Source organism: Halorubrum lipolyticum DSM 21995 (assembly GCF_000337375.1).
GTDB classification, from domain to species: Archaea; Halobacteriota; Halobacteria; order Halobacteriales; family Haloferacaceae; genus Halorubrum; species Halorubrum lipolyticum.
The window spans coordinates 1-17,746 of sequence record NZ_AOJG01000025.1 but is presented as its reverse complement, the minus strand read 5'-3'; the positions used below and the strand labels follow the sequence as shown (position 1 = coordinate 17,746).

Annotated in this window: 15 protein-coding genes; 9 read left to right on the top strand and 6 right to left on the bottom strand. The window is 69.8% G+C overall.

Translation table 11 applies throughout. From position 1 onward, the window contains the following. Positions 1-2 precede the first annotated feature (2 nt). A complete protein-coding gene (gene larB / locus C469_RS08760) occupies positions 3-800 on the bottom strand; it encodes a nickel pincer cofactor biosynthesis protein LarB (RefSeq protein ID WP_008005783.1) in 798 nt (265 codons plus the stop codon). 187 nt (positions 801-987) lie between these two features. Between larB and C469_RS08755 the strand changes: the two genes are divergently transcribed. Further along, positions 988-1,155, top strand: a complete 168-nt coding sequence (locus C469_RS08755; protein ID WP_004047560.1) for a DUF1931 family protein — start codon at positions 988-990, stop codon at positions 1,153-1,155. A gap of 97 nt (positions 1,156-1,252) precedes the next feature. Here the strand turns inward: C469_RS08755 and rpiA are convergent, their stop codons facing one another. The 3 genes from rpiA to C469_RS08740 form a co-directional block, all read right to left on the bottom strand. Beyond that, a complete protein-coding gene (gene rpiA, locus C469_RS08750) occupies positions 1,253-1,987 on the bottom strand; it encodes a ribose-5-phosphate isomerase RpiA (RefSeq protein ID WP_008005781.1) in 735 nt (244 codons plus the stop codon). A 71-nt stretch (positions 1,988-2,058) separates the two neighbouring features. Next, complete coding sequence (locus C469_RS08745) at positions 2,059-3,186, bottom strand: ORC1-type DNA replication protein (RefSeq protein ID WP_008005780.1); 1,128 nt, start codon at positions 3,184-3,186, stop codon at positions 2,059-2,061. 190 nt (positions 3,187-3,376) lie between these two features. Next, positions 3,377-4,459 (bottom strand): THUMP domain-containing protein, encoded by a 1,083-nt coding sequence (locus C469_RS08740; protein WP_008005777.1) that lies wholly within the window; start codon positions 4,457-4,459, stop codon positions 3,377-3,379. 87 nt (positions 4,460-4,546) lie between these two features. On the opposite strand from C469_RS08740, the gene C469_RS08735 reads away from it, so the two are divergent. Beyond that, the gene (locus C469_RS08735; protein WP_008005776.1) at positions 4,547-5,104 is read left to right on the top strand and encodes a TATA-box-binding protein; all 558 of its coding nucleotides are present in this window, start codon (positions 4,547-4,549) and stop codon (positions 5,102-5,104) included. 73 nt (positions 5,105-5,177) lie between these two features. Beyond that, the gene (locus tag C469_RS08730; RefSeq protein ID WP_008005774.1) at positions 5,178-5,537 is read left to right on the top strand and encodes a DUF7473 family protein; all 360 of its coding nucleotides are present in this window, start codon (positions 5,178-5,180) and stop codon (positions 5,535-5,537) included. Positions 5,538-5,580: 43 nt separating this feature from the next. Here C469_RS08730 and C469_RS08725 read toward each other — a convergent pair whose 3' ends face one another. Beyond that, the gene (locus tag C469_RS08725; protein ID WP_008005772.1) at positions 5,581-7,806 is read right to left on the bottom strand and encodes an ATP-dependent DNA helicase; all 2,226 of its coding nucleotides are present in this window, start codon (positions 7,804-7,806) and stop codon (positions 5,581-5,583) included. Positions 7,807-7,995: 189 nt separating this feature from the next. Between C469_RS08725 and C469_RS08720 the strand changes: the two genes are divergently transcribed. From C469_RS08720 to hemL, 5 genes are all read left to right on the top strand, one after another. Continuing rightward, positions 7,996-8,466: a DUF6789 family protein gene (locus tag C469_RS08720; RefSeq protein WP_008005770.1), complete on the top strand. Its 471-nt coding sequence runs from the start codon at positions 7,996-7,998 to the stop codon at positions 8,464-8,466. 54 nt (positions 8,467-8,520) lie between these two features. Then, the gene (locus C469_RS08715) at positions 8,521-9,021 is read left to right on the top strand and encodes an ACT domain-containing protein (protein ID WP_008005768.1); all 501 of its coding nucleotides are present in this window, start codon (positions 8,521-8,523) and stop codon (positions 9,019-9,021) included. A 217-nt stretch (positions 9,022-9,238) separates the two neighbouring features. Further along, positions 9,239-10,270 carry a DNA repair and recombination protein RadA gene (gene radA / locus C469_RS08710; RefSeq protein ID WP_008005767.1) on the top strand — a complete coding sequence of 344 codons (1,032 nt, stop codon included), beginning with the start codon at positions 9,239-9,241 and terminating at the stop codon, positions 10,268-10,270. A gap of 505 nt (positions 10,271-10,775) precedes the next feature. Next, complete coding sequence (locus C469_RS08705) at positions 10,776-12,446, top strand: ammonium transporter (RefSeq protein WP_008005762.1); 1,671 nt, start codon at positions 10,776-10,778, stop codon at positions 12,444-12,446. Between the two features lie 188 nt (positions 12,447-12,634). Next, positions 12,635-13,972, top strand: coding sequence for a glutamate-1-semialdehyde 2,1-aminomutase (gene hemL / locus C469_RS08700; RefSeq protein ID WP_008005761.1), 1,338 nt, complete (start codon positions 12,635-12,637; stop codon positions 13,970-13,972). Between the two features lie 353 nt (positions 13,973-14,325). On the opposite strand, the gene C469_RS08695 is transcribed toward hemL, so the two are convergent. After that, the gene (locus tag C469_RS08695; protein WP_008005759.1) at positions 14,326-16,116 is read right to left on the bottom strand and encodes an excinuclease ABC subunit C; all 1,791 of its coding nucleotides are present in this window, start codon (positions 16,114-16,116) and stop codon (positions 14,326-14,328) included. Positions 16,117-16,257: 141 nt separating this feature from the next. Here C469_RS08695 and C469_RS08690 point away from each other — a divergent pair. Then, positions 16,258-17,746 (top strand): methyl-accepting chemotaxis protein (locus C469_RS08690; RefSeq protein WP_008005757.1); only part of this gene is annotated, 1,489 nt, incomplete at its 3' end.

The following is a 17,746-nucleotide window of genomic DNA, read 5'->3' as shown; positions in this document are numbered from 1 at the left end:
GATCAGTCGCGCCCGGCCGCGTCGACCGCCCGAGCGATCAGCCCCGCCTGCGCGCCGGCGACGAAGCCGGCGTCGACGTTCACCGTCGTGAGCACCGAACAGGACTGGAGCGCGCCCTCCAGCGCCGCGACGCCCTCGCCGCCGACGCCGTAGCCGGTCGAGACCGGGAGCGCGATCACCGGCGCGGCGACGAGTCCCGCGACGACGGTCGGGAGCGCCCCCTCGCGTCCGGCGGCGACCACGACCGCGTCGGCCTCGCGGATCCGGTCGCGCTGGTCCAAGATCCGGTCGAGATTCGCGACTCCCACGTCGTCGACCCGGTCGACCGTCGCGCCGATCTCGCGGGCGACGACCGCCGCCTCCCCCGCGACCGCCGCGTCCGCGGTGCCTGCCGCGACGACCGCGACGGTCGCGTCGAGGGCCGGGCGCTCGAAGTCGCCGGCGTGAACGACGACGGTTCCGGTCCGCTCGTCGTGGTCGACGGTCGCGTCGATCGGGTCCCCGGTGTCGGTCCCGTCGTCGAGTTCGCGGTCCTCAATCGCCGTTCGGATCGCGGCCGCGTCGTCGGCATCGGCCCGCGTGACGAGCGCGCGCCCGGTCGTCTCCACCGCGGTCGCCGTCAGCGCCGCGACCTCCGCGGGCGTCTTCCCCTCCGCGAGGATCGCCTCGGGGATCCCGCGCCGTCGCTCGCGGGCGGCGTCGAACCGCCCCGCCGCCGTCGTCGCGTAGCCCGCGAGCCGTGACTCCGCCTCCGCGACGCCGATCTCCCCGGCGTCGAGCGCCTCGAGCGTGTCGCGCATGGTCGCTCGTGGGGGCCGAACGGGGTCGTACCTATCGATCCGAGCCGATCTCGGTCGCCGATCCGCTCTCGTTCTCACAAAGTTTATAAGTGAGCGCTTCGGGACACCGCCGCGAACCGCCCGCACGGCGTCCCTCGCGGGCGAATTCAGGAACTCTTATTAACTGTCGCCGGATAGCGTCGAGCGCATGGCAGACCTTATTGTCAAAGCGGCCGTCAAGGAAGCCCTGGACGACAAGAACGTCGCTTCGGACTTCTACGACGCGCTGGACGACGAAGTGGACGAGCTGCTCGAAGACGCCGCGCGCCGCGCCGAGGCCAACGACCGGAAGACGGTCCAGCCTCGCGACCTCTAAGACGGACGCGCTTTCCGTTCTTCATTTTTTGCGCGACTGCCGACCGACGAGCGGCGCGTCCGTCGATCCGGACGCGATCGGGTCCCGCGGACTCCCCTCACCGCCGCGCGATCCGCACGCCCGTCTCCGTCCCCACGTGGACTTCGTCCGCGAGTCCGACGAAGATCCCGTGTTCGACGACGCCGGGCGTCGTCGCCAGCGTCGTCGCCAGGGTGTCCGGGTCGTCGATCGCGCCGAACGCGCAGTCGAGCACGAGGTTCCCGTTGTCCGTGACGACCGGCCCGTCCTTCCGCTCCGCGCGCCGCAGGGTCGGCTCGCCGCCGGCCGCCCGCACCGCCTCGGCGACCGCGGTTCGGCCGGCGGGGAGTACCTCCACCGGAACGGGTCGGTCGAGGACCGGCGCCTCCTTCGAGGGGTCGGCGACGACGAGGAAGCGGTCGGCCGCCGCGTCGACCAGCTTCTCGCGGGCGTGGGCGGCGCCGCCGCCCTTTATAAGCGCCCCGACGCCGGTCGCCGGTTCGTCGCCCTCCCCGCCGACCGCGACCTGATCCGCTCCGTCGATCGCCACGTCGATCCCGGGCGCGTCGGGACCGACGGCCTCGTCGAGGTCGAGGAGGGGAACCCCGCGTTCGGCCGCGAGCTCGCGGCTCGCGAAGGAGGTCGCCACGCCCCTGACGTCGAGCCCGGCGTCGACCCGGTCGCCGAGCCGCCGGATCGCGTGGGCCGCCGTCGACCCGGTGCCGAGGCCGACCACCTCGCCGTCGGCGACCGCCTCGGCCGCCGACTCGCCGGCGCGTCGCTTCGCCGCGTCGCTGCCGCCGCTCGTCTTCATGGAGTCGACTGCGTGCGGGGCGGTTGAAAAGGCGTCGGGGTCGCGGGGCGGGCCGGTCCGTGACGACGAGGTCACTCCAGCCGGTCTAACACCGCCTCGGCCTCGTAGGCCAAGGAGAGCTCTCGGGAGCGCCCGCGACCCTCCACGTCGGCGTACTCGGCCTCGATCACGCCGAGCTGGTCGAGCTTGTTGATGATCTCCGAGTAGCGGGTGTAGCCGAGGTCCGTCTCGTCGTGGAACGCCTCGTACACCGTCCCGGCGCGCTCGCCGTCGTTCTCGGCGAGCACGCGGACGAGGGCGCGCTCGGACTCCGAGAGCCCGCGGAGCGACCGCGAGAGGTGGACGTGTTTCGACTTGTCGTAGGCGGACTCCACGTCCTCCTCGGCGATCGTCTTCGAGGCGCGCATCTCCGCGTTGAGCCCGGCCCGTCGGAGCAGGTCGATCCCGACCCGGAGGTCGCCGCTCTCGGCGGTGAGCTCGGCGACGCGCTCCAACTCGGCGTCGCCGATGACGCCGTCGTGGAACCCGCGCTTCGCGCGCTCGAAGAGGATGTCGTAGATCTCGGCCGCGTCGTAGACGGGGAAGTACACCTCCTCGGGGCGGAACACCGACTGAACCCGCGTGTCCAAGTCGTCGATCACGTCGAGGCCCAGATCGGAGGAGACGACGATGACGCCGATCTTCGCGCCCGAGTGCGCCTCGTGGGCGCGTAAAAGCGAGTAGAGCGTGTCGGAGGCCTCGTTCTCGTAGAAGAGGTAGTTCACGTCGTCTAAGGCGACGACGAGCACGTCGTCCTCCTCGACGAGCCGGTCGGTGATCTGGCCGAACAGCTTTTTAAACGAGATCCCCGACGATGGGGGCTCGTAGTCGAAGATCCCCTCGAACAGCCGCGAGAAGACGGCGTACCGCGTCGAGTCGACCTGGCAGTTCACGCGGACCGTCCGCACGTCGGTCCGGGCGCCGAGCTCGCCGAACAGCTTCTGGACCGCGGTGGTCTTCCCGGTGCCGGGCGGGCCGCGCACCATCGTGTTGAGCGGGCGGGAGCCGCGGACGGCGGGCCGGAGCGCGTACTTCAGGCTCTCCAGCTGACTCTCGCGGTGGCGGAACGTCTCGGGGACGTGGTCGATCTCGAACACCGACTCGTCGCGGAACACCGACTCGTCCCACGAGAGCATGTCGCCGCCGGCGTCCCCGGTCATGTGAACACCACGACAGGCCGCCCACTTAACCGTTGCCCGCGGGGACGGTGAAACTGAAACTTGTCGCCTGCGACGCTCACCCGCCGGGTATCGCCGACCGATCGTTCACTCTCGGGACGGTGCGATCGCGTCGAACCGGCGTCGAACCCGCCCCGCACTCGCGGCGGTCGCGCGCCGAGAGCGACCGTGGTCACTCCCGGTCGAGCACGAGCACGTGCCGCGTGAGCGACCGGTGGACCCGGCGCTCGAACGCGGCGTCGACCGTCCAGCCGGCCCCTCGGGCCTCCCCGCGCCAGTCGCGGTCGGCCACCATCACCGCGCGCGGCGCGACCCGAGCGCCCTCGGCGAGCGCGCCGGAGACGAGGTCCGCGAGCTCGTGGCGGGCGATCTTCGACTGGCGGCCGTACGGGGCGTCGAACGCGACGCCGTCGACCGCGTCGTCGCGTAGGGGGAGGTCGGTGGCGTCGCCGCGGGCGACGTGCCAGTCGGGGGCGAAGTCGGGGCTGTCCGCGTCGCCGCCGTCACCCCCGCCCACGTACTCCCGGAGGTTCTCGCGCGTCCCGCGGACCATCTTCGCCTGCGCGTCGCACGCGACCGCGTCGCTCCCGACGAGCCCGGCCTCCAGCGGAAGCCCGCCGGTGCCGCACATCGGGTCGAGGAGGGTCCGGCCGGGCGCCGCGCCGGCGAGGTTGACGTACGCGCGGGCGTCCGCCGGCGCCATGCTCCCCGGCTGGAAGAAGGGGCGGTCGGTCGGCTTGGGCGCGAAGTCGCGGGCGGCCTCGACCGCGACCCACCCGAGCGCGCAGACGGACGCCTCGCCGCCGTCCGCGCCCGGGACGGCCTCGTGGTCGTCGCGCTCGCCGGCCGCGAACAGCGCGCGCAGGACGTGGTCGGGGTCGTCGAGGTCGACGTCGAACCCGCGGTCGACGAGGACGCCGCCCAGCTCGCGCTCGGCCGCGCCCGTCGAGACGCCGGTCGTGTTCCGGACGTTGCGAGCGCGGACCGCAATCGTGCCGGACCGGTCGAGGGGCGCCGCGTCGAGGGCGGCCGCGGCGGCGTCTATCTCGGCGTCGGTCCGGGCGATCGCCTCGTGGGCGGCGCGGGTGTAGGCGAGCCGGCGGACCGGATCGCTCGCGTCGCCGGCGTCTCCCCCACCGCCGACGCTCCCGGCGCCCGCGACTCCCGGTGCGAGCAGCTCCACGCCCGTCGCCGCGACGGCGGCCTCGCGGGCGGCGAACGCGTCCTCCTCGCCGGCGAGTTCGAGCCAGTACACGCCGCGGAGTCCGGTCGCCGATTGCAAGAGGATAGCGGTTCCGACCAGCCACCTTTTTACGTGCTTCAACTGTGTACAGAGGTAGAAATGGCCGATCCGAAGGAGACGATCACGATAGAGAACGTCGTTGCCTCCACGGGGATCGGGCAGGAGCTCGACCTCCAGAGCGTCGCGATGGACCTCGAGGGCGCCGACTACGACCCGGAGCAGTTCCCCGGACTCGTCTACCGCACCACGGACCCCAAGTCGGCCGCGTTGATCTTCCGCTCGGGGAAGATCGTCTGTACGGGCGCGAACTCCATCGAGGCCGTCCACGAGAGCCTCGACCTGGTGTTCGACGAGCTCCGCAAGCTCCAGATCCCGATCGAGGACCCCGAGATCACGGTCCAGAACATCGTCACCTCCGCGGACCTCGGCGAGAGTCTCAACCTCAACGCGATCGCGATCGGGCTCGGGCTCGAACACATCGAGTACGAGCCGGAGCAGTTCCCCGGACTCGTCTACCGGATCGACGAGCCCGACGTGGTGGCGCTGCTGTTCGGCAGCGGGAAGCTCGTCGTCACCGGCGGGACGAGTCCCGACGACGCCGCGGCCGCCGTCGACGTGATCGTCGAGGAGCTGGACGGACTCGGACTGTTGGCGTAGGCGGTCGACGCGCTGCCCATTCTTCCCGTGCCGATTCCGCGATCGCTTTTACGCGCGGTCACGTAGCTGGCCCATGCTCCTTCAGACGGTGACGCCGGCGTCGGTGCTGGGGACGACCGTTCTGTTCGCGCTGTTCCTCTCCGTGACCGCCCACCTCGCCGCCCGGAACGTCCTCGGCGACGTAGACCCGCGCCGCGCCCTCTACGTCGGCCCGCTCCCCGCGGTGATCGGCGTCGTCGGCGGCGCCTTCGCGCTCCCCGAGGCGCTGATCGTCGCGGCCGCGCTCCTCGTCGACGGCGCGATGTTCGCGTGGAGCTACGACCAGCCTCGGCGGCTCGTGGTCGGGATGACCGTGATCCACGCCGTGATCACGACGCTGCTCGGGATCGTGTTGCTCGGAATCGCGGTGCTGCTCGCGGCGCGACCGGGGTGAAACGGGGACTCACGGCAACCGGCGGCTCTCCCTCACCGCCGTTTCACGGCTCCGGCGGCGCCCCGTCGTACGCGTCGTGGTCGCCGTAGAAGTTCAGCATCGCGAACTTCAGCTTCGTCGGGTCGATGTCGAGCAGCTCCTCGCGCTCCTCCGGCGGGAACGCGCCGCGGACCGAGTACTTCCCCATGTCCGCGGTCGTGTACCGGCGGTCTGCGAGGATCCGAACGCCGAAGTCGTCGGGGCCGCGGACGACCCGACCGAGCGCCTGTCGGGTCTTGCGGATCGTCGGGATCTCGACCGCGTACGCCCAGCCGGGGTCGCGGGAGCGGTCGCGGTCGGCGAACGCCCGGTCGTAGGCGTCCTGGACCGCCTCCGTCCGGTCGGAGAGGTGGGGGTACGGAACGCCGACGACCACGACCGTCCGGGCGTCGTCGCCGTCGAAGCTCACGCCCTCGGCGAGCGTCCCCCACAGCGAGGTGAACAGCGTCGCGTCGTCGCTCTCGACGAACCTCCTGCGCAGGTCCTCCTCGTCCTCGCCGGGGCCGTCGAGGTACAGCGCTCCGAGGTCCGCGCCCGCGAGCCCGCCGCCGGCGCCGGTGCCGCCGCCCGTGCCGCCGCCTGCCGACCCGCCGAGCCGCTCGTAGTAGCGCTCTGCCTCGGCGTAGGAGGGGAAGAAGGCGAGCGTGTTCCCCGGCGTGAAGCGGATCGCGTCGCGCAGCAGCGACGCCACCGCCTCCTGCGTCTCCGGGTCGTTGCGCTCGGAGGCGAACAGCGGCGGCGTGTCGACCGCGAACGTCCGGCGATTCGCCTCGGGATACCCCATCTCGTACGCCAGCGACGCCACGTCCTCCAAGCCGAGCACGTCCTTGGTGACCTCGAACGGACGGAGCGTCGCGCTCATCAGCACACTCGCGGCGACCTCGTCGAACAGGGCCTCGGTGACACGGCGCGGGATACAGGTGTACAGCTCCGCGCGGCCGTACACCTCGTCGGTGGCGCCGTCGCGGCGCACGGAGACGACCGGGTACTGGCCCAGCTCGGTCCCCTCCTCCATCCACGTCGAGACGAAGCGGGCGACCTGCAGGGTCTGGCACTCCGTGCGCGTCGTGGTCTCGCCGTCGCGGTAACGGCGCTCGTACTCCTCGTCGAGCGCCTGTCCGAGCTGGATCGCGAGCTCGGTCTCGGTGTCGATCCCCTTCCCCTCGTAGTTCCGGAGGAACGCGAGCGTGAGGTCGTCTCGGCGGTCGTCGTTGGCGATAGAGAGGTCCTCCCAGTTCTCGCCGACCGACTCGCGCCCGCCGACGCCGAGCGCGTCGTCGCGGGTCTCGACGAGGGCGTCGCGGAACGCGCGGACGACGTTCTCGGACGCCTCGGCGCGGGAGTCGTCGCTCTCCGCGAGCTCGTCGAGGGCGGCGTCTAGCGTGTTCTCGGTGAGGGTCCGAGTGGCGTGGTCGCGGGCGGCGTCCTCGACGTTGTGTGCCTCGTCGAAGACGGTGATGATCTCCGAGGGGTCGCGGTCGATCCACCGGAAGAACTGCTCGCGGATGTTGGGATCGAGCAGGTGGTGGTAGTTACACACCACCAGATCGACGCCCTCCATCCCTTCCTTCAACAGCTCGTAGCCGCAGAGCTCGCGCTCGTCCGCGTACGCGTACACGTCCTCTGGGGTGCGAACGTCCTCGAAGAGCCATCCGAAGAACTCGTCGGTGTTCTCGACGAGGTTGTTCCGGTAGTGCGCGCAGACGTTCGCGGTCTCGTACTCGTCGATCTCGGCCTCCAGCTCGTCGAGCTCGTCCATCACCGACTCGCGGGCCTCGGCCGCGCCCGCGTCGCCCTCGCGGCTCTCCGCCAGCAGCTCGCGCTGGCGGCTCTCGAGCTCGCGGACCTCGCTCTCGGTCTCCACCATCTCGCGGGTGGTGTCCCGGAGGGTCTGACACTCCTGGTAGTCGACGTCGATGTGGCACATCGACGACTTCCCTTTGAAGACGACCGCGCGGATGGGCTCCTCGCGCGTGATCGCGCGGGCGTCCTCGACGAACTGGCGCATCTGCTGGTGGACGTTGGTCGTGATCACGACCGTGCGGTCGTGCTCGCGGGCGTGTTCCAAGGCGGGCACGAGCGCGGAGAGTGTTTTCCCCGTCCCGGGCGCGCCCTCGAACAGCACGTCCTGTCCGCGGTCCAGCGCGTTGGCGACCCTGTCCATCGCCTCGCGCTGGTTCGGGTACGGCTCCTCGTACGGGAAGAACCGCAGATGCGGCGACTCTGACACGGGACGCAGTTCGGCGCCACCGGCTAAAAGGGGTGGGGTGCCGCGGCGGACGTGGTCGGACGGCACGGAGAGCCGACTATTTGATCCGGCACAGTAGTTTCAACAACTATATATAAGTATGGGGCCTGTGCGACGCGACCGCATTATACCGGCACGAATTACCGGTTCTCGGGCGACTACCGAACCGAGATGGCGACTGAAACCGTAACATCGACCGACGTATCGACTGAGACCGGCAACTGGAAGGCGGGCGTGACCGGCGGACTGGTCGGCGGACTCGTCTTCGGCGCGATGATGTCGGTGATGACCCCCGGCGTACTGCAGATGGCGATCCCGGCGATGTACGGCATCGAGGGACCCGCCGGCGCGGTCGGCTGGGCGATCCACATGTCCCACGGCGCGGTCATCGGTCTCGGATTCGCCGCGATCGCGAGCCTGAATCCGCACCTCGGCGACTCGGCCGGAACGAGCCTCGGCGTCGGTGCGGGCTACGGCTTCCTCGTCTGGGTCGCGCTCGCGGTGATCGCGATGCCGATCTGGCTGGGCGCCGTCGGGTTCCCGGGCGCGCCGCCGCTGCCGAACGTCGGCGTCGAGAGCCTCGTCGGCCACGTCGTGTACGGGGCGGTCCTCGGCGGCGTCTACTCGTCGGTCGCGAACTGAGACGCTGCAGTACCCCGCTTTTTAACTCCTCGGCGACGAGCACCGTAGCAACGAATGTTCGACGAGATCCTCGAGAAGTTCGAGGGGTCGCCCAGCCAGCAGTCCGTGATCCGGCTGTTCTTGGAGCGCGGCTTCTCCGTCAACGAGGAGGGGCGGGTCGTCTCCGGCGGGATCGAGATCCCCTACACCGGCATCGCGCGCGAGCTCGACGTCGACCGCCGCGTCGTCGACTCGACGACGGACGCGATCTTGGCCGACCCAGAACTGAAGCGCATCTTCACCAACATCTCGTCGGTGCCGAGCCTGATGGACCTAGCTCCCGTCCTGGACCTCACGGTCCTCACGATCGAGGTCGCGGCGGCCGACGAGGCCGGGATCGTCGCCGAGGTGACCGGCATCTTGGCCGACCACGACGTCTCGATCCGGCAGGTCCTGAGCGAGGACCCGGAGTTCACCGACGACCCGAAGCTGTACGTCATCACCGACGCCGACCTCTCCGGCGACCTCCTCGTCGAGATCCGCGATCTGGCGTACGTCCGCCGCGTCGGGTTCTGAAACGGTCGGGTTCTGAAACGGTCGGCGATGCGAGAGCGACCGCCGCCGATCGAGCGATCGGTGGACCGACCAGTTCCGCCGCGACGGCGAGCGCCGCGTCCGACCGGAGCCTCACGTGCGATGCCGAGCCAGTCCGGAGCGCCGTTCCGGCCCGATTTTCACTTTCACTCGGGTGTAAACCAGTCTTTATACGGGATGGCGAACAAGGGTCGTGTACATGCCTGAAGACGAACTCGAAGACCTCCCCGGAGTCGGCCCCGCCACCGCAGACAAGCTCGTCGAGAACGGGTTCGAGAGCTACCAGTCGATCGCCGTCGCGAGCCCCGGCGAGATGTCGAACACCGCCGACATCGGCGAATCCTCGGCCGCGGACATCATCAACGCCGCCCGCGACGCCGCCGACGTCGGCGGCTTCGAGACGGGCGCGACCGTGCTCGAACGCCGCGAGGAGATCGGCAAGCTCTCCTGGCAGATCGACGAGGTCGACGACCTGCTCGGCGGCGGCATCGAGACGCAGTCGATCACCGAGGTGTACGGCGAGTTCGGGTCCGGGAAGTCGCAGGTGACCCATCAGATGGCCGTCAACGTCCAGCTCCCGCCGGAGCACGGCGGCCTCGACGGCGGGTGCATCTTCGTCGACTCCGAGGACACGTTCCGGCCGGAGCGGATCGACGACATGGTCCGCGGGCTCGACGACGAGATCCTCGTCGACGAGATGGAGCGCCGCGAGATCGAGGGCACGCCGAGCGACGAGGAGGCGATGGAGGAACTCGTCGGCGCGTTCTTGGACCAGATCCACGTCGCCAAGGCGTTCAACTCCAACCACCAGATCCTGCTGGCCGAGAAGGCCAAGGAGCTCGCCGGCGAACACGAGGAGAGCGAGTGGCCCATCCGGATCGTCTGCGTCGACTCGCTGACGGCCCACTTCCGCGCGGAGTACGTCGGTCGGGGCGAGCTCGCCGACCGCCAGCAGAAGCTGAACAAACACCTCCACGACCTGATGCGGATCGGCGACCTGTTCAACACCGCCATCCTCGTCACCAACCAGGTCGCGTCGAACCCCGACTCCTACTTCGGCGACCCGACCCAGGCGATCGGCGGGAACATCCTCGGGCACGCCTCCACGTTCCGCATGTACCTCCGCAAGTCGAAGGGCGACAAGCGGATCGTCCGGCTCGTCGACGCGCCGAACCTCGCGGACGGCGAGGCCGTGATGCGGGTGCAGGGCGAGGGGCTGAAGCCGGAGTAGCCCGCTCCAGTTCCCCGGTCGGCACCGCTGGCTTCCGATTCGAACGCGATCGACCGATCCGCCGATCGTATCTGGATCGAACTCCGACACCGGTTGACGAACGTAAACTTCCTCTCGGAGCGTCTGAAACGCTCGATTTCGGTCGTTTGACGCCATAACGCCGGTTTCGGGCCGAATTCGGCGCGGCAAAAATCGCCAGCGGCGACCGCGCCCGGCGCCGCACGCCCCGAAATCGCCCGCTCCGACACGTATTATCAGATAATTTATAAAACATCTGTCCGGTTCGAGCGCAAGGATTGCGGACAGTCAGTCGGAAATACGTCCTTATACACCATTCATTTGTCCTTATATCTGACACTCGGCGTATTATCAAGAAGATTTTTTGTGAAACCCAACTCAAACGTTTATATATCCCTATTCCCCGTTGTCGGAACGTGATTCAGCACATGAACACGAACGAAATGCGTGGTTCGAAGGACGTATGTTCAGTTGAGGTGGTCGGAGCGTGACGACCGGCGTACTCGCGAGCATCGATCCGAGCGTCCTCGCGGAGGGCGTGAATCTGATGTGGGTCGCGATGGTCTGTTTCCTGATCTTCTTCATGCACGCCGGCTTCGCCATGCTCGAGGCGGGGCAGGTACGCGCGAAGAACGTCGCGAACCAGCTCACCAAGAACCTTCTCACATGGGGTATCGGCGTTCTCGTGTACTTCTTAGTCGGCTTCGGGATCGAGGGCGTCGCCGGTGGCGGCGGCTTCTCTTCGGCCTCGGCCCTCAGTGACGGCGATTGGATCAACAGCTGGCTGTTCGGCGCCGTCTTCGCGATGACGGCGGCGACGATCGTCTCCGGCGCGGTCGCCGGCCGCGCGAAGCTCCGCGCGTACGTGGCGTACACGGTCGCCATCTCGGCGGTCATCTACCCGGTCGTCGCGGGCATCACCTGGGGCGGTGGCCCCCTCGCCGCCGTCGGCTTCGTCGACTTCGCGGGCGGGATGATCGTCCACGGCGTCGGCGGTATCGCCGGGCTCACCGCGGCGTACATGCTCGGTCCGCGCATGGACCGCTACGCCGAGGACGGCTCCACGAACGTCATCCCCGGTCACTCGATGACGTTCGCGGTGCTCGGCACCCTCATCCTGGCGTTCGGTTGGTACGGCTTCAACGTCGGCACGACGGCGACCGTGTTCTCGGTCACCGAGTCCGGCGAACTCGCGCTCGGCGGCTACGCCGCGGTCGGTCGCGTCGCGCTGACGACGACGCTCGGCATGGGCGCCGGCGCCATCGGCGCGGCGCTCGGTTCGATGTACCTCACGAAGAAGGTGGACACCCTGTACGTCGCCAACGGCGTGCTCGCCGGTCTGGTCGCGGTCACCGGCATCGCGAACCTGGCGACCTGGTGGGGCGCCATCCTGGTCGCGCTCGTCTGCGGTCTCCAGCTCCCGCTCGTCTTCAAGTTCGTCTCGGACAAGATGAAGATCGACGACGTGTGCGCGGTCTTCCCGGTTCACGGCTCCGCGGGCGTCATCGGCGTCGTCGCGCTGCCGTTCGTCAGCATCAACGGCTTCTCCGTCGACCTGCTCGTCTCGCAGGTCATCGGCGTCGTCGCCATCACCGCGTGGACGGTCGTCGCGACCGCCGTCGTCTTCGGCGCGTTCAAGGCCGTCGGTCAGGCCCGCGTCACCCCCGACCACGAACGCGACGGGCTCGACGTCAGCGAGCACGGCGTCGAGACCTACCCCGAGTTCGGCCGCGCGAACGTCGCGACCGACGGCGGCGCCGTCGTCGACACCACCGAGGACTCCCCGCGCGCCGACGGCGGCGAGGAGGCGGGCTCGCAGATCAAGATGGTCACCGCGGTCGTCCGTCCCGACAAGCTCGGGGCGATCAAGCAGGCGCTCGCGGAGATCAACGCGCCCTCGCTCACCGTGACGAACGTCTCCGGCCGCGGCAGCCAGCCCGCGAAGAAGGGCCAGTGGCGCGGCGAGGAGTTCACCGTCGACCTCCACCAGAAGGTGAAAGTCGAGGTCGTCGTCGCCGACATCCCGGCCGACGAGGTCGCGGACGCTATCGCCGGCGCCGCGAAGACCGGCGAGCCCGGCGACGGCAAGGTGTTCATCATGCCCGTCGAGGACGCGCTGCAGGTCCGCACGGGCACGACCGGTCCGGAGGCGGTGTAGGGCCGGCGTCGGAGACGACGCGAGGCCGTTCACGGTAGTAACCGTAACCGGCGGATTTCGACGCGCGCTTTTTCAGTGACGCTCCGGCTCCGAGCCGCGGCGCCCGTCGACTTCGATCCCGGGCGCCCTCGCCCCGGTCACGCCGGCGGTCGGCAACTACTTTCATCCCGCCGACCCAACCGTCGGACATGAACCACGAACGCTCGCGCGCGCTGTACGACCGCGCGCTGTCGGTCATGCCCGGCGGCGTCAACTCCTCGGTCCGGGCGACGATGCCGCACCCCTTCTTCGTCGAGCGCGGGGACGGCGGCCACGTGATCGACGCCGACGGCAACCGGTACGTCGACTGGGTGATGGGGTACGGGCCGCTGCTGTACGGCCACGACCTGCCCGACGCGGTGGAGGCGGCGGTCCAGTCGCACGCGTCGGCGGGGCCGATGTACGGCGCGCCCACGGAGATCGAGGTCGAGCACGCCGAGTTCGTGGCGCGGCACGTCCCGAGCGTGGAGTCGATCCGGTTCGTCAACTCCGGGACGGAGGCGACCGTCTCGGCGGTCCGGCTCGCACGGGGGCACACCGGCCGCGACAAGATCGTCGTCATGCAGGGCGGCTACCACGGCGCCCAGGAGTCGACGCTCGTGGAGGGGTCCCCGGGGGACGCCCATCCATCGACGAAGGGGATCCCGGAGGAGTTCGCGCAACACACCCTCCCGATCCCGTTCAACGACCCGCAGGCCGCCAAAGAGGTGTTCGCCGAACACGGCGACGACATCGCCGCCGTCCTCGTCGAACCGATCCTCGCGAACATGGGGATCGTGATGCCCGTGGACGGCTACCACGAGACGCTTCGCGACCTGTGTGACGACCACGGGTCCCTCCTCGTCTTCGACGAGGTCATCACCGGGTTCCGCGTCGGTGGCCTCGGCTGCGCACAGTCGAAGTTCGGCGTCACCCCGGACGTGACGACGTTCGGCAAGATCATCGGCGGCGGGTTCCCGGTCGGCGCGATCGGTGGGCAAGCGGAGATCGTCGAGGAGTTCACTCCGGCCGGCGACGTGTTCCAGTCGGGGACCTTTTCGGGACACCCCGTGACGATGGCCGCCGGGAAGGCGTCGTTGGAGTACGCCGCCGAGAACGACGTGTACGAGCACGTCAACCGGCTCGGCCGGAAGCTCCGCGAGGGGATCGCAGATATCTGTGCGGAGCGCGCGCCCGAGTACACCGTCGTCGGCACCGACTCGATGTTCAAGACGATCTTCACGCGAGACGCGCCCGACGATCCGGACGCCTGCTGTGCAGGCGGCTGTCGGCAGAACCCCGACTGCGGCCGCTACGACGGCTGTCCGAAGAACGGCGCCGACGTCGCCCGCGCCGCCACCGACCGGTGGGAACGCGTGTTCTGGCAGGAGATGAAAGAGCGCGGCGTGTTCCTCACCGCCAACCAGTTCGAGTGCCAGTTCACCTCCTACGCGCATACGGAGGAGGACGTCGAGCGGACCTTGGAGGCGTACCGAGAAGCGATCTGAGCGATAGCGGGAGTACGTGTGTCAATTTGGCAGATCAGTTGTTTATAAGCGATCGAGTGGTGTTGTTGTCGGCCGTTTATAAATCTGAAACGGCACGGTGAACACCTCCACAGCCCCGGTCGCTCGGCAATACGTGATCGACGGCTCTGCGGTGAACACCGCCAAAGCCCCACCCGACCGCAACCGCGCCTCACGCCTCCCCAACCTCCCGGTTCGCGCTCTCTGAGCGCTCACCGCGTCCCTCGCACCGTCAGTTCGCGGCCCTTTGGGCCGCTCACTGGGGCGCATGGAGGCGCGACGCGTCTCTTGCAGCCGGCGGCTCTGCCGCCGGCGACGCCGACCGCGTCGTTCAGTTATAAACGCTCGCGGAGCGTCTCGGCGGTCGCGTCGCCGACGCCGTCGACGTCGGTGAGGTCGTCGCGGGAAGCCTCGCGCACGCTCTCGACCGACCCGAACCGCCGGAGGAGCCGGCGGCGGGTCTGGGGACCGACGCCGGGCACGTCGTCGAGGACCGTCTTGACCTCGTCGCGGACGGTCTGGTGGTAGGAGACGGCGAAGCGGTGCGCCTCGTCGCGGACCCGCTGGAGCAGATGGAGCTCGGGGGCGTCGTCGGGCCACTTTCGGGTTCCGGTCGGCGTGACGACCAGCTCCTCGGCCTTCGCGAGCGCGACGACGGGGGCGTCCCAGCCGGTCTCCGCGAGCGCGTCGCGGGCGGCCCCGAGCTGGCCCTCGCCCCCGTCGATCAGGAGGAGGTCGGGGTCGGGGCGGTCGTCCTCGCCGGCGACCGCGCGCTCGGCGCGCCACCGGACCAGCTCGCGCATGTTCGCGTAGTCGTCGTTGCGGTCGGTGAGCTTCTTCCGGCGGTAGTCGGCGGTCTCCGCGCTCCCGTCGACGAAGCACACGTCGGAGCCGACCACCGCGGTCCCCTGCGCGTGGCTCACGTCGAACCCCTCGATCCGGGCGGGGCGGTCGATCCCGAGCCGCTCGCCGAGGGCGCCGACGGGGTCGTCGCGGCCGCCGCGCTTGCGGGCGTTCTTCAGCGCGAGCTCGACGAGCTTCGCCTCCCGCCCCGCGCCGGGGACGCGGACCGAGACCCCCTCGGCCTCCAGCCAGTCGACCACGTCCGAGTCGGCGGGGCGCTCGGCGAGGAGCACCGCGTCCGGGAACTCCCGCTCGGCGTAGTACTGCGCGAGGAACGCTGACAGGACCGCTGCGGGCGTGTTGGCGTCCTCTCCGGCAACGTCCTCCCCGGCGTCGTCCGCGTCGCCGTCACCCTCGTCTCCCACCGCCGCCGCGTCCAACCGGTGGCGGCTCCGGTCGACGAGCTGGCCGCGCTCGCTGTGGAGCCGGGCGACGCGCGCGATATCGCCCTCGACGGCGGCCGCGAGCACGTCGACGGTCCGGTCGTCGCCGCGGTCGCTCACGGCCTCGCCGCCCTCGCCGTGGAACGCCTCGACCGCCTCGAGTCGGTCCCGGAGGTTCGCGGCGCGCTCGAACTCCGCACTCTCGGCGGCGGCCTCCATCCGCCGCCGGAGCGGGTCGGCGAGGACGCCCGTCTCGCCCTCGAAGAACCGCCGGGCGGCCGCCACGTCCTCGGCGTAGCTCTCGGGGTCGATCTCGCCGGTACAGGGGGCCGAGCAGATCCCCATCTCGTAGTCGAGGCAGGGGCGGTCCCGGTTCGCGTACTTGTGGTCGGAGCAGCCGCGGAGGCGGTACTCGTCGCGGATCGCCTTCACGACCGCGTCCACGCGTCGCTTGTCCGTGAACGGGCCGTACGCGACCGCGCCCTCCTCGGGGTCGCGGGTCACCTCGATCCGCGGCACGGGGTGATCCGTGATCGCGACCAGCGGGTACGACTTGTCGTCCTTCAGCCGGACGTTGTAGCGCGGTCGGAGCCGCTTTATCAGGTTCGCCTCCAGGAGGAGCGCCTGCGTCTCGGTGTCCGTCACCGCGAACTCGATCCGGTCGGCGCGCCCGACCATCCCCCGAATGCGCCCCGAGCGCGGGTCGGCGTAGGACCTGACGCGGGCGCGGAGGTCGACGGCCTTGCCGACGTACAGCGTCGTCTCCCCGGCCCGGAACTGGTACACGCCGGGATCGGTCGGGAGGTCCGCGGCCCGCTCGCGCACGGCGTCGGCGTCCATCGGTCAGGGGTAGCCGCCGGACGCGTTTGAACGCTGCGGGCGGGGATCGGACCGCCCCCGTCGTCCGGCTGGCCGTGATTATCAATTTTGGGAACCAAGAGCGACAGTTTATTTAGATGGTTGGGGGAGCCCCAGGTAGAAATGACGGGACTACGAGGGCTGCTCCGACGGGCGTTCGGTCGGGACCGGGACTCGCGATCGGTCCCGGACGGGGGCGTCGTCGTCGGCGACGAGACCGGCGACTCGGGATCGGACGGACCCGGTTGGCGGGGCGTAACGAACGAGACCGACGCCGAGGAGTACGGGGTAACCGAAGAGACGGGCGTCGACCGTGCCGCGACGCTGGCCGGGGCGGGCTTCGAGCAGATGTTCAACGCGACGAGCGTCCCGACGTTCGTCCTCGACGCCGACGGCAACGTGGCCGAGTGGAACGGGTCTATCGTCTCGCTCACCGGGACGGAGCGCGAGGACGCGGTCGGCCACGGTCACGTCTCAGAGCTGTTCTACCCCGACGGCCGCCGGGCGGACACCCTCGCCGACAAGGTGCTCGACGCGCCCGAGGACGCCGACGAGGTGTACGGCGTCGAACGGTGTGACTCGGCCCGGAACCGCTACCGCGACACCAGCACGATGCTGGACCAGCACGGCGACGAGAAGCACATCGAGTTCACGGCGACGCCGCTGTACGACGGCGACGAGCTCGTCGGCGTCACCGAGGTCGTCATCGACCGCACGGAGAACATCAACGAGCGGGACGCGACGAAGGAGCTGGTCTCGGAGATCCGCGCCACGGCCGAGGAGATCGGTGAGGGGAACCTCGACGCCCGGGCGGTCTGCCACGAGGAGTGCGAGATCCTCGACGAGGAGCTGCTGGCCGTCATCGACGTCGTCAACCGGATGGCGGAGAACCTCCAGGACCTCTCCGAGGGCGTCCACGAGCAGGCCCGACGGATCGACCGGACGGTCCAGGAGGCGAGCGGGGCCGCCGCCGACATCGCCGAGAACGTCGACGAGCAGAACGAGCTCCTCGAGGAGAGCGTCTCCGAGATGCAGTCCTTCTCGGCCGGGATGGAGGAGGTCGCCGCAACCGCGGACCAGGTCGACTCCGCCGCGGTCGCCGCCAGCGAGGCCGCCGACGAGGGGCTCGACGCCAGCGAGGACGCCCGCGAGGCGACCGAGGACGTGGTCGACATCGGCGACGAGCTGGTCGAGAGCGTCGGCGCGCTCTCGGAGCGCATGGACGACATCGAGGAGGTCATCGAAGTCATCTCCGACGTGGCCGAGCAGACCAACCTGCTCGCGCTGAACGCCAACATCGAGGCGGCCCGCGCCGGCGAGGGCGGCGACGGCTTCGCGGTCGTCGCCGAGGAGGTGAAGAAGCTCGCCGACGAGACCCGCGGCTACACCGAGGAGATCACGGAGAGCCTCGCGGAGCTGCAGGCGCAGTCCGACGAGACGAGCACCGCCGTCGAGCGCTCGCACGACCGCATCGAGGACGCGGGCACCGAGATCGAGACGGTGCTCGACTCGCTGGAGGAGATCGCGGACGCGGTCGACGAGGCCGCCGCCGGCGTCGCCGAGGTCGCCCGGACCACGGACGACCAGGCCGCGACCTGTCTCTTATACACAT